Origin of the sequence: Pseudomonas sp. ICMP 460 (assembly GCF_002723595.1) — a bacterium.
Lineage (GTDB): Bacteria > Pseudomonadota > Gammaproteobacteria > Pseudomonadales > Pseudomonadaceae > Aquipseudomonas > Aquipseudomonas kitaguniensis.
Genome location: NZ_LKBR01000015.1, coordinates 1 through 15738 on the forward strand (window position 1 = coordinate 1; position 15738 = coordinate 15738).

Below are 15738 nucleotides of genomic sequence, written 5' to 3' on the forward strand. Positions count from 1 at the left end.
CAACTGCTGAAGATCCCGGCAGGGCCCATCACGATGTGTTGCCCACCGGCTTTCAGGGTGATGCTTGCACCCGCATCCAGAATCAAACGCGCGCCGGCTTTAAGGTGAACTTCCTGACCGGCTTCGGCGACCAGCGTTTGCCCGACGCGGGTGTGGCTGCTGTTCGCCACGCATAAATAATCGTTGGCCTTGAGCTGAGTTTTGCGGTCGGCGGTGACGGTGCGCTGGTCTTGCGCTTCCAACACGGCCACGCTGTTGCCCTTGATGATTTCCTTGCGCTCGTTACCGACGTGCAGAAGGCTGTCGTTTTCAACCCGATGCTGCATGTCTCGCTGAGCGCGCAGGTAGATCAACTCTTGGCCGCTACGGTCTTCCAGGTGCAATTCGTTGAAGCCGCTGCTGCCCGGTGAGCTGCGGCTGCGAAACACGCTGCGGGTTTTGTGGGCGGGCAGTTCGTAGATGGCCGCTACGGTCTTCCAGGTGCAATTCGTTGAAGCCGCTGCTGCCCGGTGAGCTGCGGCTGCGAAACACGCTGCGGGTTTTGTGGGCGGGCAGTTCGTAGGGCACGGGGTTAGCGCTGTTACTCAGGCAACCACTGATCACCGGGCGGTCGGGGTCGCCCTCGAGGAATGAAACCAGAACCTCCATGCCGACCCGAGGAATGGTCACCGCCCCATGGCTGTCGCCCGCCCAACTGGAGGCAACACGCAGCCAACAACTGCTTTTGTCATCGGCCTGACCTTCGCGGTCCCAATGAAACTGTACCTTGACCCTTCCGTGTCGGTCACAGTGGATGTCTTCGCCTTTGGGGCCAGTCACCAATGCCGTCTGACAGCCGAATATCCGCGGCTTCCGGTAAGCCTGTTGCGACCGCCCCATGGCTGTCGCCCGCCCAACTGGAGGCAACACGCAGCCAACAACTGCTTTTGTCATCGGCCTGACCTTCGCGGTCCCAATAAAACTGTACCTTGACCCTTCCGTGTCGGTCACAGTGGATGTCTTCGCCTTTGGGGCCAGTCACCAATGCCGTCTGACAGCCGAATATCCGCGGCTTCCGGTAAGCCTGTTGCGAGCGATAGAACACGTCCCACGGCGTGGCCGTAAACGTATTGCGGTAACCCTGAACGAAGTCATCTTTGTGCGCACTGCCGTCGCTCGCAAGGCTCTCCTCCAGAACAGCCGGTTGCAGGCCTTCGTGGCCAATCGAGGTGAGCAACCAAAGGTCATTCCAGTCATTTCGCGGGTGTTGCGACAGCGGCAAAAAATGACCGCTGACCAGCGTGGGTTGGTCACTTTTACCCTCGGCCTGACGGTAATCTGCGCGATGGCGCTCCAGAGCCCGCTGGCTCAACAACTGGCCGCGTGTGCGCTGGGTAAAACCACCGGGGTATTGGTAGTCTTCCAGGTCAGGCTGGCCGTCCTGGGCTGGCGGACGATGGCCCGCTTCGAGCGTGATGCGGGCCTTCTCGAAGTTGTAATCACGTCGCGTTGTGCGGCTGGTACGCGCCGCAAAACGCAGGTTGAAACGCTTGATTACGGGTTCATCAGCGACGAGGCCGGTGTCCTGCACATAGGCTGTGGGCCGGCTCAGCCTGGGGAATATGGTTTGGTCGTCACCCAATACCAATACGTGACCGTTTGGCGAGATCAGCGACGAGGCCGGTGTCCTGCACATAGGCTGTGGGCCGGCTCAGCCTGGGGAATATGGTTTGGTCGTCACCCAATACCAATACGTGACCGTTTGGCGAGTGCTGAAAGTGATAGTGAATACCTTCTTCCCAGCACAAACGGTGGATGTACANATATGGTTTGGTCGTCACCCAATACCAATACGTGACCGTTTGGCGAGTGCTGAAAGTGATAGTGAATACCTTCTTCCCAGCACAAACGGTGGATGTACAGCAGGTCTGATTCGTTGTACTGCACGCAGTAATCGCGCACGGGATAGGTCGAGCCCACGTGAAAATAGTAGGCGTCACCCTGGATGCCATGCTCTTCAAGAATCAGCGCGATAATGTGCGGGACGCTTTTTTGAGGATAGGTCGAGCCCACGTGAAAATAGTAGGCGTCACCCTGGATGCCATGCTCTTCAAGAATCAGCGCGATAATGTGCGGGACGCTTTTTTGTTGGAAAATGCGCTGGTTGGTGCGGTGCGCCAAATAGGCCAACTGCGGCACCAGCGTAAGGCTGTAATGGGTCAGGCGCTTGCCCGAGTCACCTTGGGCAACGCGGTAGATTTGCCCATGAACAATAGGCCAACTGCGGCACCAGCGTAAGGCTGTAATGGGTCAGGCGCTTGCCCGAGTCACCTTGGGCAACGCGGTAGATTTGCCCATGAACACCCGCGCCACTGTGGTTGAACGCCAGGAAGGCTTGTTTGTGCAACAGACGTTCGATGTTCAAGTCAGGGTGTTCGCTGCCCAGTTCCAGTTCAAACGCAAAGGGCGTGCTGATGGACTCTTTGCCGGTGAACGAAAGCACCTGAAAATCATGCTCGAAATCGTTGATCGTCAGGTTGAATTGCGCGTGTGGGGTTGCGACGAACATCCGCCTTTTCCTTGTCGGACTTTTAGCGTGGGCCCATAGGCTGGCAGCAGGCGGGCGCCTGTGAGCGTGTGGGGGCTAAAAATCAGGTTAAACAAGGAGCGGAAAAGAAATATGCAGGAAACTTCCTATATCTAAACGGAATTTTCTCTGATTCAGGAAGGGCTTTGGATCGCGCGTTAATGCGCGCTGGAACCAGGCTACTGCACCAACTGATTGATCTCGATGATCGGCAGCAACACCGCCAGCACAATCACCAACACCACGGCGCCCATCACCACGATCATCAGCGGTTCCAGCAGCGCGGTCATGCCCATGGCTCGGCGCTCGATATCCCGCGATAAGGTCTGCGCCGCACGCTCAAGCATCGACGGCAGCGCGCCGGTTTTTTCGCCGCTGGCGATCAGGTGGATCAGCACCGGCGGGAACACCTTCTCCACGCGTAGCGCAGCGGCGAGGTTGACGCCTTCGCGAACCCTCGCGGTGGCATCGCTCACACTCTGGCTCAGGCGGTCGTTGGACAGGGTTTGCCGCGCGGCTTCAAGGGCACGCAACAGCGGCACCCCGGCGCCACCGAGAATCGCCAGGGTCGAGGCAAACCGCGCGGTGTTCAGGCCCAGCACAAAGCGCCCGATCAACGGCAAGCGCAGCACGCGGCTGTGCCAGTTGAGGCGCGCCACAGGGTTGCGCAAATACACGCGCCACCCCCAGAAGCCCGCGACCATAACGCCCAAACACAGCCAGCCCCAACTGCGAATGAAGTCACTCGCATTGAGCATCGCCAGGGTCAGCCCCGGCAGGTCCTGACGCGCCTGCGAAAATGCGCTGACCACCTGCGGCACCACGTAGCTGAGCAGGAAGATCACGATCGCAATCGACACCAGGCCGACCACGCCCGGGTAGATAAACGCGGTGAGGATTTTACTGCGCAGGTTGTTGCGTTCTTCGATGTAGTCGGCCAACCGCTCCATGACCTGCGCCAGGTCGCCGGACTCTTCGCCGGCGGCAATCAGCGCGCGATAAATCGCCGGAAAATCCCGTGGCCGGGTCGCCAGCGCATCGGCCAAGCGCATGCCGCCGCGCACATCGGCACGCACCGCGCTGAGGGTTTGGGTGATGTGCTTTTTTTCCGCCTGCTCCACCGTGGCGCTCAGCGCCGCTTCCAACGGCAGGCTCGCGCCCAGCAAGCTCGCCAGTTGCCGCGTCGCCCACGCAAGGTCGTTGTCGGAAAGTTTGGCACTGAACAACGAGCCGCCGCCGGCCACTATTGGCGGTTCAAGCTGCACCGAGAGCGCGGTCAAACCGCGACTGCGCAGCACACCAAACGCTGCACCTTGGCTATCGGCTTCGAGATGCCCGGACTCGATTTTGCCGGTGGCGTCGGCCGCTTCGAAACGGTAGCGATTCATCAGGTGTCCCGTGTCACGCGCAGGATTTCTTCCGGCGCCGTGGTCCCGCTGCGCACCCAGCGCTCGCCGTCTTCGCGCAGGCTGAACATGCCGGCTTGGCGCGCAGCGGCGCGCAGCGCTGGTTCGCCGGCGCCTTGGTGGATCAACGCGCGAATCGCATCGTCGATGCAGAACAATTCGTGGATGCCGGTGCGCCCGCTGTAGCCGGTGTGGCTGCAGGCCGCACAGCCGAGCGGGCGCCACGTGCCAGGCTGCGCCGGGTCGGGCTGTTTGCAGTGGCTGCACAGGCGCCGCACTAACCGTTGGGCGAGCACACCGAGCATCGAAGACGCCAGCAGGAAGGGCTCGACGCCCATGTCAATCAGGCGGTTGACCGCCGACACCGAGTCGTTGGTGTGCAGCGTGGCGAGCACCAAGTGACCGGTGAGCGACGCCTGCACGGCGATTTGCGCGGTTTCCAGGTCACGGATCTCGCCGATCATGATGATGTCCGGGTCCTGGCGCAGAATCGCCCGCAAGGCCAGGGCAAACGTCATGTCGATCTTGGCGTTGACCTGGATCTGACTGATGCCTGGCAGGTCATATTCCACCGGGTCTTCAACGGTGAGGATGTTGCTGGTGCTGGCATCGAGTCGCGCCAGGGCGGCGTAGAGGCTGGTGGTCTTGCCGCTGCCGGTGGGGCCGGTGACCAACACAATGCCGTGGGGCTGGCGGATCAGGTTGTCCAGCTTGGCCAACACCTGCGCGTCCATGCCGAGGGTTTCCAGCTGCAGGCGCCCGGCCTGTTTGTCGAGCAACCGCATGACCACCCGTTCACCATGGCCGGTGGGCAGTGTGGACACGCGAATATCAATCGGCCGCCCCGCCACCCGCAAGGCGATGCGACCATCCTGCGGCAGGCGTTTTTCGGCGATGTCGAGTTGCGCCATGATCTTGATCCGTGACACCAACGCTGCGTGCAACGCCTTGCGCGGCGACACCACGTCACGCAAGGCGCCGTCGACGCGGTAGCGCACCACCGAATGGCTTTCGTAAGGCTCAATGTGAATGTCGCTGGCCTCGTCACGCGCCGCTTGGGTGAGCAACGCGTTGATCATGCGGATCACCGGCGCGCCGTCCTGCGTGTCGAGCAGGTCGGTGATTTCCGGGATCTCCTGCATCAATCGGTCGAGGTCGACTTCGTTTTCCGCCGCCCCCACCACGGCCGCCGCGCTGCCGGTGTCGGCGTAGGCCGCGGCGAGCAGCCCGTCGAGTTCCTCGTCACGCACCTGCTGCAAGCACGCCGGGCCGAACTGGCGGCGCACCTCGCTGATCGACCAGCCGGGCGTCGACGGGCACACCGTCAGCACGAGCCCTTCTTCGCCGCTGCGCAACACGATGCGCTGGGCCTTGGCCCAGGCGTAGGGCAGCGTGCTCATTGCACCGGCACCGCACGCATCGTCGCGCGTGGCAGACTTGGCAGCGGTTGCGCTGGCACACCCACGGCGGTTGCCGGCAATTGCGGCGCTTGCATGTCCGGCATCGCCCAATTGCGCTCCGGTTGCAGTGCACCCTGAGCGCGGCGAATGAAGTCGTAGCGGTTGAGGGTGATCGCACGTCCACCAGCGCTGTCACGGATGATATAAGGCCGCAGGAATACCATCAGGTTGGTTTTGGCGGTCGAACGGCGCTCATTGCGAAACAGCGCACCCAGGCCCGGGATGCTCGACAACCACGGCACCGCTTCGTTGCTCTGGCTGTAACCGTCCTGCAGCAAGCCGCCGAGTACCATGATCTGCCCGTCATCAAGCAAAATACTGGTGTCGATTGCACGCTTGTTGGTGACCACGCCCGCCGAACTCGCGGTGTTCGAGGCGCGCTCGTCAATGCTGCTGACTTCCTGGTAGATGTCGAGTTTCACCGTGCCGCCCTCGGAGATCTGCGGCCGCACATTGAGCTTGAGCCCGACCTCTTCGCGCGTCACGGTCTGGAACGGGTTATTGCTGGTGCCACCGCCACCGGTGACGTAGCTGCCACTCACAAACGGGATGGTCTGGCCGACGAAAATGCTCGCGGCTTCGTTGTCCAGGGTCAGCAGGTTCGGGGTTGACAGCACGTTGCTGCCGCCCTTGCTCTTGAGTGCCCGCGCCAGCACTTTGAGGTCCATCACATTGCCGATACCGGGAATGTTAACCGTGCCTTTGAGGTAACCCACACTCAGGCCGCCGGGCAGTGCGTCGATGCTGGTCCTGCCGCCAGCCTGGAAGCCGCTGCCGCCCAAGTTGGTACCGCCGATCACGCCTTTTCCGGCAAGGTCACCGCTCTGCCATTGCACGCCAAATTCGTTGGCATCGTCTTCACTGACCTCAACGATCAGGCTTTCGATCACCACCTGCGCGCGGCGCTGATCAAGCATATCGATGACTTCACGCAGGTTGCGGTACAGCGGCTCGGGCGCGGAAATCAACAAGGTGTTGGTGGTGGCGTCCGCCTGGATGGTCACACCGCCGGCGCTGAACGCAACACTTTGATCCGCCGCTTGAGTGCCGGTCGGGGTGCTCGAATTGCCATTGCTCTGCCCGTAAGCGGGGTTGGTGCCGGCAGTGCTGGCGGTACTCGATGCTTGGCTCGAACTGCTTTGGCTGCCCTGCCCGCCACTGGTGTTGGCACCCATCGCACTTAACACCGAGCGCCCGGTATCGGCCGTGCCGCTGTCGCTTTCGCCGGTCAGTAAACCGCGTAACGCTTGGGCCAGCTTCGCCGCCTGCGCGTTGCGCAAATACACCACGTGCAGGTTGCTCGGGTTGCTTTGGGCGTTGTCGAGTTTGTACACCAGGTTACGCGCCAACTCGGTCCGCTCGGGGCTGCCGGAGCGGATGATGATCGCATTCGAGCGCGGGTCACCGACCAGCGAAATCTTCTGGCTCGGGTCGTTGCCCGGCTGCTCCAGCAGTTGCGAGACCATGCCCGCGATGTCCACCGCGATGCCGTTTTGCACCTGCACCACGTCGGTGTCGATAGCGCTTGGGGTGTCGATGCTCTCGATCAACTGCGCCACGCGCGTCAGGTTGTCGGCGTAGTCGGTGATCACCAAGGTGTTATTGCCGGGGTAAGCGTTGATCGGGTTGTTCGGCGAGATAATCGGGCGCAGCACCGGGATCAGGTTGACCGCGTTTTCGTAGTGCAGCCGAAACGTGCGGGTCAGCATGCCATTCGCGGCCGGCTTGGTGGCGCTGTAGATCGGCCCGCCGAGCAACTTTGCGTCGGCCTCCGGCACCACATGCGCCACACCGCCGACATCGACCACGCTGAAGCCCTGCATGCGCAACGCCGCCAATAACATGTCATACGCCTGGTGGGCCGGCACCTCGCCTTCAGACACCAGCGTCAGGCTGCCCGCCACGCGTGGGTCGACCAGAAACTGTTGCCCGGTGGCACGCGACAAGCTGCGCACCACGGCTTGAATATCCGCATCAACGAAATTCAAGCTCACCGGCTGGTTGCCCAGCGGGCTGCTTGCCGCCGCGCTGCCGGGAACACTGCCAGCCCGTCGCGCCGGGTTGACGATGGTGTGTTGCGGCCGCGCCTGGCGCTGGATTTTCGCCTGGGCGCGCTGGCGCTCCAGCAGCACATCACCGCTGCGCTGGGTGTTGGCCAGGGGTTGGCCAAGTTCACTGTCGACCAGCAACGGTGGCGGGTTTTGCGCCGTTTGAGTGCTGCACGCGCTGAGTGCCAGCAACAGCAACGGCGCAGCTGTATGTACGTAGCTGCGCAGGTAATTGGAACCTGACCACTTCATGAAGCTTCCTTAGCGCCAAGCGCCTGATCCATGCGGACGGTTCCCGACAGAGTGCCTGTCGTATTATCGGTGCGGGTCTCGCCTGCACGCTGCACACGAGCCTCGACCACTTCCAGAGAAAATTGCGCTGGGGCGCTGACCAGCCAGCCTATGACGGCATCCGCCGGCGCATCGTCGAAGGTCAACTGCCAGCCACTGTCGAGTGGCTTTAATTGGTAGCGACCGGCCAGGTCGCGCGCATCCAGGCTGTGGCGCAATGCCTGTTCAAGCGGCTGGTTGGCGGGCGCGAGCGGCACATCGCGCAGCAACTGCTCGAGCGCTTGGGCTTGCGCACGCAATTTCGGCGTTTCAGCCTGCCAATACTCGATTTTTTTCAACGGCGGCTGTACCAGTGCGAACCAGATCAACAAGCCGCCCAGCAACAACGCCGTGCCGCTGACCAAGCGTTTTTCGCGCAGCGACAGGCCACGCCACAGTACGTGGACGCGCGCGTTGAACTGCTGCCACTGGCCACGCCAGGCGGTCAAGGAATGCTTATTCATCGTCCGCCACACCGCCGGAGCCGGATTCAGCGGGCGCGGCCACCGCCGGCAGCAGGCGCCAGCCCGTCGGCGTCGCCTGAACCGCTACGCCAGCCTGCGCGAGCGTGGCTTGCCAGGCGTTGTCTGCGCGGTTAACACGCGCATCGTCAGGCACGTTCAATTGCAGCTCACCGTGTTCAAATATCAGGCCTTGCACACTGCCCACCATGAACGGCATGGCGTCGGCGGCTTGCAACACCAAGCCGGTAAAACGCTGGGGCGCGTCAGTACTCGCCGGGTTGCTGCGCGCGCTCAATTGCTGACGGGCTTGTTGCAGTGGGTTGAGAATCACCGGTAACTCAGGAAAGGCCTGTTTGACGCGCTGCGCCATGTGCGCTTTGAGTGCCTGGCCTTCACCCGCGGCACGCGCGGCGTACAGGTTCAGGCCCAGCAACCACACGCCGATTGCCAGCGCGCAACAGGCAAGCGCCCTGCCCCAACCGGCGGCCGGTTTGGCGGCCTTGCTGACGCCTGCGTGCAACCCCCAGCCCGGTGCAACAGCGCACCAGCGCTGCTGCGCAGGTTGCCGCTCAATAACTGCCACGGGTGCGTCTTCGCCGAACCAGCACACGCCGCTGCCACTGGCCGCCAGCCCGTCCAGGCAGGCCTGAACCTGTGGGTCGACCACGCCGTGTTCGGCGCTGAAGCGCAGCAGCAAATGCCCGTCCTGCACACACGCGCTGATGTGCCCGGCCGAGGGCTCCGGCAGGCCGTATGGCGCGGGGTAAAGCCCGCGCAGCTTCAAACGGTGCTGGCTCAACAACGCTGCGAAATGCTCCAGCGCCACCCTCGGTAACCAACTGAGGAACACCTGCCCTTCACTGTTGCGCGCGCTGTGGGCGACATACATCTGCTCACTGCGGCCGAGGATCAGCGCTTGCGCCGCACACGCCACGGCCGCTTGGGTCTTCGCGGCCGACAGCGGTGGCAACTGCACGTGCGTGAGCACGCTGTCTGTGGGGTGCAGAAAACACTCCACGGCCTGCGATTGAGCAGACGCGCCAAGCTGCAACAAGCTGCTGACACCGCTGCGGCTGACGCGACCGTTGCGGTCCAGGCGTGCGAACTCAAACGCGCTGTCGGCCGTCAGGCTGTGCAGCGGCGGCAACGCAATGCGCACGCAGGTCATACGCCCAGCCTCGACCAGATCACCCTTGGCCGCTCGCCCTCCGAGCGGTACAGCAACGCCTCCAAACTGATGCGGCGCTGGTCACGGCGAGTATTCGCGTGCAGCACAAACCACTCGCTGCTAATGCCGACGTTAAGCTCGTCGACGGTCAGTTGTGGCGAACGCAAGCGATTGAGAAAGTCACCACGGTTGATAAACCACTGGCCTTGATCACGCTCCGCCACCAACGCCTGCGCCGTGGTCAACGACAACCCAGGCACCACCGCCGCCAACACTTCGGCGCTGGCGGTGTTGCCGTTGACCCAAGTCGTGACCGGGATAACCGTGACATGCTGCGCCAAAAGAGCCAACACACGCTCGTTCACACCCTCGATGCCGCGCAGGTCGTCGAGGCTGCGCAGCATCGGACGGGTCGCGGCGATCGGCTTTGCAGCGGCGTTGGGTGAGGTCGCACGGCCGCTGTCAAAGCGGCTTTGCTGCACACTGTGCGGGTGCTCCTGGCGTGGATAAGCCGCAATCACGCGCTGGCTGATGCGTTGCGCCACGCCGGCATGGATGCCGAGCATCGCGCACAGTTGCTCAAAACTGCGCAACTGCGCGGAGTTGACGCGCTCGTTGCCGATTAAATTACGCAGGTTGAATTTGCCTTGCTGATCTTCCAGCCGCCCTTCAAAACTGGCGCCGGAGAGCGGGCTTTTGATCGGCTGCGCCCACGCTTGGCCGCGCCGCGTCAGCGCCTCTTGCCGACGCGCGTCCCAGAGCAATTGCCGACTTATTTCCAGGCCGCCAAGCAGCACCGCACTGCTCTGCAGGCGGGACTGTTGAGCTTCCAGCGCACGCGTGAAAACACCCTGGCGGGTGAGCATACCTGCGGCGATAACCGCGACGACGGCGGTAATCAGCAAGGCGCTGATAATTGCCATGCCGCGTTGTTTCGCCCAACCAGGCGAATAGGTGTTCATGGCGACGCTTAGAGCTGCCAGGAGCCAATATCGGCGTTCACGCCGTCGCCGTCAGGTTGCCCGTCTGCGCCGAGCGAGAAGATGTCGACTTCGCCGTTCGCGCCGGGGTTGAGGTAGTGGTAAGGATGACCCCAAGGGTCATTGGGCAGGCGTTCGAGGTACGCGCGCCAATTGCTGTTTTTTGCGTCAGCCGGGCGTTCAACCAGCACCTTGAGCCCTTGGTTCATGCTGGGATAGGTGCCGTGGTCGAGGCGGTAGAGTTTCAATGCCTGCATCAGGCCGGCGACATCTTGCCTGGCCGCCGTGGCCCTGGCTTGATCGGGGCGGTCGAGTACTTTGGGCACCACCAGCGCCGCCAGAATGCCGAGAATCACCACCACTACCATGATCTCGATCAGGGTGAACCCCTGCTGACCACGGCCGCCTCCAGGCTGAAATTTGACGCGCGCGAAATCCATGTCGACCATCCTTGGCTTGAACTCAATTCGGCGCGCAGTGTAACAAAAGCAAGAAAGTGTGTATTAAAAAAACTCAACCGCGCGCCAGGTAATTTGCCGGATGGCGAGTGCTATCCTGTGCGCCGGTTAACCGCAAAGAGTCACCCATGGAGCTGTCGCGCAAGGAGCAAGGTTTTACGTTAATCGAGGTGCTGGTGGCGCTGGCGATTATCGCCGTGGCGATGTCGGCGGCGGTGCGCGTTGCTGGCCTGATGACCCAAAGCAATGGGCTGCTGCGCGATCGCTCGATGGCGCTGCTGGCCGCGCAAAGTCGGCTGGCAGAGCTGCGTTTGGAAGGCAAACTGAAGCCTGGGCGCAAAGCCTTCGAGTGTGATCAGGGGCGCCTGCGGCTGCGCTGCGAACAAACTATCGCGCCCAGCGCCGACACACGGCTGATGCGCGTCACGCTGCAGGTATCCGACAGCGAGCGCGAGGCGCCACCGTTGGCGCGGCTTGAGACGCTGCTCGGTCAACCACCGGAAAAGCCCGAATGAACCGGCTCAGCGCCGTATCAATTGCGGCAACACCGGGGCATCCGGCAGCGTGCTGACCTTGGATCGAGTCTGCTCGTTGCCGCGTTCAATCACCACGGCATCGCGCTCAATCGCCACCAGGCGTACGCCCGGGCTGAGCCGCTCACCGGCGAGAAAACCACGCGGCGGCGCGCCGTTGAGACTGAGGATCGCCACGGCGCCGTGCGCACCGGCCATGAGCCCCGAGACCTTGATGTCCACCTGCGCAGGCTGGTTGGAAAACCACTGCAATGCAGGCGTGTTCAGCGGCACCGCCGCACTTTCGCGCTCGGCGACCGGCACTTGGCTATCGGCCGGGCTCAGCCACAGCGATGACCAGACCACCACACCGGCCAGTGCTGCGAGCAGCGCCGCCGCCTGCACCGACTGCGTGATCGATAAACGAAACGTAAATGCCAAGACCGAACCTCCCTGTTGTCCCGCCGCAGAGTCTACAGTACGGCGCAGCATCTTTGACCGCCGCAAGCAGCCGAGACACGCAACACCGCTCGACAACGAAGGAACGTTGCCTCATGCACAAACCCACGCAGCAGGGCTTTACCCTGATCGAACTGATGGTGGTGCTGGTCATCATCGGCATCGCCAGTGCGGCGATCAGCCTGAGCATCAAGCCCGACCCGGCGCACCTGTTGCGCCAGGACGCCAACCGCCTCGTGCAATTGCTGCAGATCGCCCAGGCTGAGGCCCAGGCCGACGGCCGCCCGATCGCCTGGCTGGCGGATAACCACGGGTTTCGCTTCAGCCGCCGCAATCAACAAGGCGCAGGTTTTGATCACTTCAAGACAGACCCGCAACTGCGCCCTCGCGCGTGGGACACGGCAGCGGTTCAGGTACGCGTCATCCCCACACAACGCGTGGTACTGAATGCCGAATGGTTCGACACGCCGTTGCAACTGGAACTCTCGGACGGGCAACACAGCCTGTCGGTAATGCGCACAGCGGCCGGCCAATTTCGAGTGGTGAACGCACCATGAAAACCGCCCAACACGGCTTTACGCTGATTGAAGTGATGGTGGCGATCATGCTGATGGCCGTCGTCAGCCTGATTGCCTGGCGCGGCCTGGACGCGGTGACTCGCACCGACAGCCATTTGCAGGCCAGCACCGAGCAGACCGAACAAATACTGCGCGCCTTGAACCAGTTGGAGCGCGACCTGGCCTTGCGTGCCAGCGTCGAATTGCGCGCGCCAAACCTGACCGGTCAGGAAGATGAACCCGCGCCAGTGCCGGCGGTGATCAGCGTACGCAGCGCCGACAATCAGCGCTTTCGCCTTGACGTGATCCGCAGCGCAGCCTCGGTTGATGGCCTGCAACGCGTGCGCTGGTGGCTGAAGGGCGAAACCCTGTACCGCGCAGCAGCACCTGCGCGCAGTCACTACCCATTGCCGGCGCCAAGCGAGGGCGTGGCCGTACTCGACAAGGTCAGTGACCTGCAGGTGCGCGTTTGGGAACCCGGCCAGGGCTGGCGTCAACTCAGCGGCAATCGCAAAGACGAGCCCTCAGGCCTGGAAATCAACCTGACCCGGCAAACGCTGCAGGGTGCCGAACACTATCGGCAAGTGATCGGCCCACTCGACTAAGCGAAGCGCACGCCCTCCACACGCCGCACAACATGATTATTTATGATTATAAAAATTATCTAAATAACATAATTTAATAATTAGCTTATTCCAAAAAAGACCTTCACTCGGGTTTTTTATAGTAATACCTTCGCATCAGCCCTTGAAGCCAATCACCCTCGGCTGAAAACAGCCTGAACTTCCCTCACCGATAATGCTTTCGAAGCTGCACCCGTACCACGGGCCAGTGCCGGGCTTAATGGACTATTTCCGACATGCCAGACATTGCCACCGCGCTACCGAGCAAAAAGTTTCACCTGTCACTGTTAACCAGTTCACTGCTGCTCGCGGCGGCGCCGACGTATGCCAAGGCTGATGATACCCAGCTCAACACCGTCACGGTGATTTCCACCGGCTTGCGTGGCCAGGAACGCACCGTGGCCAACAGCCCGGCGCCGATTGACGTGATCAACAACGAACAACTGCTCAAGACCGGGCGCGCCGAGCTGTCCGAGGCGATTGCAAAACTGCTGCCCTCATTTAATTTCGGCACCAATATCGCAGGCTACAACTCGGTAACGCGCCCGCTGAGCAACCGCAGCCTCGGCCCGGCGTACACGCTGGTGCTGGTCAATGGCAAACGCCGCCACAACGGTGCAACCGGCCAACGCGGCTCGATCGACAACAGCGGCGCGAATGCGGTGGACATCGACCTGATCCCGGTCAGTGCGGTCGACCACATCGAAGTGCTTAAAGACAGCGCTGCCGCACAGTACGGTTCGGACGCGGTGGCCGGGGTGATCAACATCATCCTCAAGTCCAGCGACAACGGCGGGCACCTGGAAACCAGCTATGGCCAGTTATTTTCCGGCCAGGGCGAAACCATCAAGGTGGCCGGCGACCAGGGCTTCAAACTTGGCCAAAGCGGCTTCTTTCACTTCTCCGCCGATGCGCGCAAACGCGGCGAAGCGGCCTGGAACGACAAGGCCGACAGCAGCGTGCGCGCGTTCAACGACCCGGCCAGGGAGGCGGCATGGGACCGGGTTGCGATCAAAAACGGCGACCCCGACCTCAAGGCCTTCAACCTCGGCTATAACGCCGAGCTGCCACTCGAAGACCTCACGCTGTATTCGTTCAGCACCTACGGCGAGCGCGATGCCGAGGCCGCCAACTACTTCCGCCTGCCCACCGGCAGCGCGGCGGTGCCGCAAGTGTTCCCGGACGGTTATTACCCGCTGAACAACATCAAGGACCGCGATTACCAGTTGCTGTTCGGCGGCAAGGGCTTGCTCGCCGAGTGGAACTGGGACCTCAGCAGCACCTACGGGCGCAATAATGTTCACCACTCAAGCGACCTCAACATCAATCCGTCGCTGGGCACCGCGTCACCGACCAAATTCGATAACCTCGCCACCTTCCGCTTTGAACAATGGGTGAATAACCTCGACTTCACGCGCCGCTACGACAGCCTGTTCAACCTGACCTCGCCGGTGCAGGTGTCGGCTGGCCTGGAACATCGCTGGGAGCATTTCAGCACCTTTGCCGGCGACCCCGAGGCCTACATCACCGGCACCTACCCTGCCGCCTCGGGCGCGCAGGCGGCGGTGACGATTCGTCCGGAGGACGAAGTCAGCCTGATCCGCAACAACTATGCGGGCTACCTGGACCTCGGGTTTGATTTGACCGAGCGCTGGTTCCTCGACGTGGCCGGGCGCGTCGAACATTACGACGATGATTCCGGTAATACCTTTGGGCTCAAGGTCAATTCGCGCTACGAACTCACCGACAGCGTGGCCGTGCGCGGCACCGTAGGCACCGGCTTTCGCGCGCCGTCGCTGACCCAGATTGGCTACACGGTGGCGGACAACCGGGTGGCCGTCGACGTGAATGGCAACGTGGTGCCGGCCGTCACACGCCTGACGCCTTCCGGCAGCAACCTCGCCAAAGCCCTGGGCGGTGATGATTTAAAGCCGGAAAAGTCACGCAACCTGGGCTTGGGTTTGACCTGGCAACCGGCGCCGCGCACCAGCATCACCGCCGACGCTTACCTGATCGACATTGATGACCGCATCGCGCTGACCAGCAACCTGTATGACCAAGGCAACGGCGTCATCAACGGCATTCTTGCCGCGCAAGGCATCCCTACCGGTACGTGGGTCAACTATTACACCAACGCCTTCGACACCCGCACCCGCGGCCTCGATGTGGTTGCCGACCACACCACGCCGCTGGCGGCCTTCGGCGAGGTGCGCTGGAGCCTGGGCTTTAACTGGAACAAAACCACCGTCGAAGACAGCCGCGACACCCCGGCGGCGCTCGCCAGTTCCGGCGTAACCCTGGTCGGCCGTGACCGCGAGGGCGACCTGACTGAAGCCTCACCCAAGACCAAATGGATTCTGGGCGCCAACTGGAAGGTCGAGGACCTCGCGGTCAACCTGCAAACCAGCCGCTACGGCGCGGTCAAGACCTTGGCCGTCAACCCCAGCGGTGACCGCAGCTTCGGTGCCAAATGGATCACCGACCTCGACGTCAGCTACACCTTCGTCGATCACCTGACCGTCAGCGTCGGCGGCACCAACCTCTTCAACGTCCGCCCCGACCGCCACGCGGTGTACAGCAACCTGGGCCTGGCGCCTTACGGCAACGCGCCGTTCTACCCCGGCGGCGGCTACTGGTACACCAAGCTCGCCTACGACTTCTGATCCACACCTTACATGCACCCGAATCGCCACACGAGGGCACCCCA

At 62.3% G+C, this 15738-nt stretch carries 14 protein-coding genes and 3 pseudogenes; 4 read left to right on the forward strand and 13 right to left on the reverse strand.

Going from position 1 to position 15738, the window contains the following annotated elements:
- The 12 genes and pseudogenes from AO240_RS29315 to gspG form a co-directional block, all read right to left on the reverse strand.
- Positions 1 to 458: pseudogene (locus tag AO240_RS29315) on the reverse strand (type VI secretion system tip protein VgrG); the annotation flags it as partial.
- 43 nt (positions 459 to 501) lie between these two features.
- Positions 502 to 1627 (reverse strand): annotated as a pseudogene (tssI, locus tag AO240_RS29320) (type VI secretion system tip protein TssI/VgrG); the annotation flags it as partial.
- The gene (locus tag AO240_RS29325) at positions 1614 to 1820 is read right to left on the reverse strand and encodes a contractile injection system protein, VgrG/Pvc8 family (protein ID WP_371918626.1); all 207 of its coding nucleotides are present in this window, start codon (positions 1818 to 1820) and stop codon (positions 1614 to 1616) included. The pseudogene tssI and the gene AO240_RS29325, both read right to left, overlap by 14 nt.
- 21 nt (positions 1821 to 1841) lie before the next feature.
- A pseudogene (locus AO240_RS29330) lies at positions 1842 to 2250 on the reverse strand (contractile injection system protein, VgrG/Pvc8 family); the annotation flags it as partial.
- Positions 2216 to 2548: a contractile injection system protein, VgrG/Pvc8 family gene (locus AO240_RS29335; protein WP_177445820.1), complete on the reverse strand. Its 333-nt coding sequence runs from the start codon at positions 2546 to 2548 to the stop codon at positions 2216 to 2218. The gene AO240_RS29335 and the pseudogene AO240_RS29330, both read right to left, overlap by 35 nt.
- A 197-nt stretch (positions 2549 to 2745) precedes the next feature.
- Positions 2746 to 3954, reverse strand: coding sequence for a type II secretion system inner membrane protein GspF (gene gspF / locus AO240_RS12775; RefSeq protein WP_099236783.1), 1209 nt, complete (start codon positions 3952 to 3954; stop codon positions 2746 to 2748).
- Entirely contained in the window at positions 3954 to 5372 is a 1419-nt protein-coding gene (gene gspE / locus AO240_RS12780) for a type II secretion system ATPase GspE (RefSeq protein WP_099236784.1), read from the reverse strand. The genes gspF and gspE overlap by 1 nt, the downstream gene beginning before the upstream one ends.
- Positions 5369 to 7732 carry a type II secretion system secretin GspD gene (gene gspD, locus AO240_RS12785; RefSeq protein WP_099236785.1) on the reverse strand — a complete coding sequence of 788 codons (2364 nt, stop codon included), beginning with the start codon at positions 7730 to 7732 and terminating at the stop codon, positions 5369 to 5371. The genes gspE and gspD overlap by 4 nt, the downstream gene beginning before the upstream one ends.
- A complete protein-coding gene (gene gspM, locus AO240_RS12790) occupies positions 7729 to 8274 on the reverse strand; it encodes a type II secretion system protein GspM (protein WP_099236786.1) in 546 nt (181 codons plus the stop codon). The genes gspD and gspM overlap by 4 nt, the downstream gene beginning before the upstream one ends.
- Positions 8267 to 9442, reverse strand: coding sequence for a type II secretion system protein GspL (gene gspL, locus AO240_RS12795; protein WP_099236787.1), 1176 nt, complete (start codon positions 9440 to 9442; stop codon positions 8267 to 8269). Before gspL ends, gspM begins: the two co-directional genes overlap by 8 nt.
- Entirely contained in the window at positions 9439 to 10404 is a 966-nt protein-coding gene (gene gspK, locus AO240_RS12800) for a type II secretion system minor pseudopilin GspK (RefSeq protein WP_099236788.1), read from the reverse strand. Before gspK ends, gspL begins: the two co-directional genes overlap by 4 nt.
- An 8-nt stretch (positions 10405 to 10412) precedes the next feature.
- Positions 10413 to 10862: a type II secretion system major pseudopilin GspG gene (gene gspG, locus AO240_RS12805; RefSeq protein ID WP_058414609.1), complete on the reverse strand. Its 450-nt coding sequence runs from the start codon at positions 10860 to 10862 to the stop codon at positions 10413 to 10415.
- Between the two features lie 146 nt (positions 10863 to 11008).
- On the opposite strand from gspG, the gene gspI reads away from it, so the two are divergent.
- Complete coding sequence (gene gspI, locus AO240_RS12810) at positions 11009 to 11395, forward strand: type II secretion system minor pseudopilin GspI (protein WP_058414610.1); 387 nt, start codon at positions 11009 to 11011, stop codon at positions 11393 to 11395.
- A gap of 6 nt (positions 11396 to 11401) precedes the next feature.
- Here gspI and AO240_RS12815 read toward each other — a convergent pair whose 3' ends face one another.
- A complete protein-coding gene (locus AO240_RS12815; RefSeq protein WP_099236789.1) occupies positions 11402 to 11833 on the reverse strand; it encodes a general secretion pathway protein GspC in 432 nt (143 codons plus the stop codon).
- A gap of 113 nt (positions 11834 to 11946) precedes the next feature.
- Between AO240_RS12815 and gspH the strand changes: the two genes are divergently transcribed.
- From gspH to AO240_RS12830, 3 genes are all read left to right on the forward strand, one after another.
- The gene (gene gspH / locus AO240_RS12820; RefSeq protein ID WP_099236790.1) at positions 11947 to 12408 is read left to right on the forward strand and encodes a type II secretion system minor pseudopilin GspH; all 462 of its coding nucleotides are present in this window, start codon (positions 11947 to 11949) and stop codon (positions 12406 to 12408) included.
- Positions 12405 to 13013, forward strand: coding sequence for a prepilin-type N-terminal cleavage/methylation domain-containing protein (locus tag AO240_RS12825; RefSeq protein ID WP_099236791.1), 609 nt, complete (start codon positions 12405 to 12407; stop codon positions 13011 to 13013). Before gspH ends, AO240_RS12825 begins: the two co-directional genes overlap by 4 nt.
- A 254-nt stretch (positions 13014 to 13267) precedes the next feature.
- Complete coding sequence (locus AO240_RS12830; RefSeq protein WP_099236792.1) at positions 13268 to 15694, forward strand: TonB-dependent siderophore receptor; 2427 nt, start codon at positions 13268 to 13270, stop codon at positions 15692 to 15694.
- Positions 15695 to 15738 lie beyond the last annotated feature (44 nt).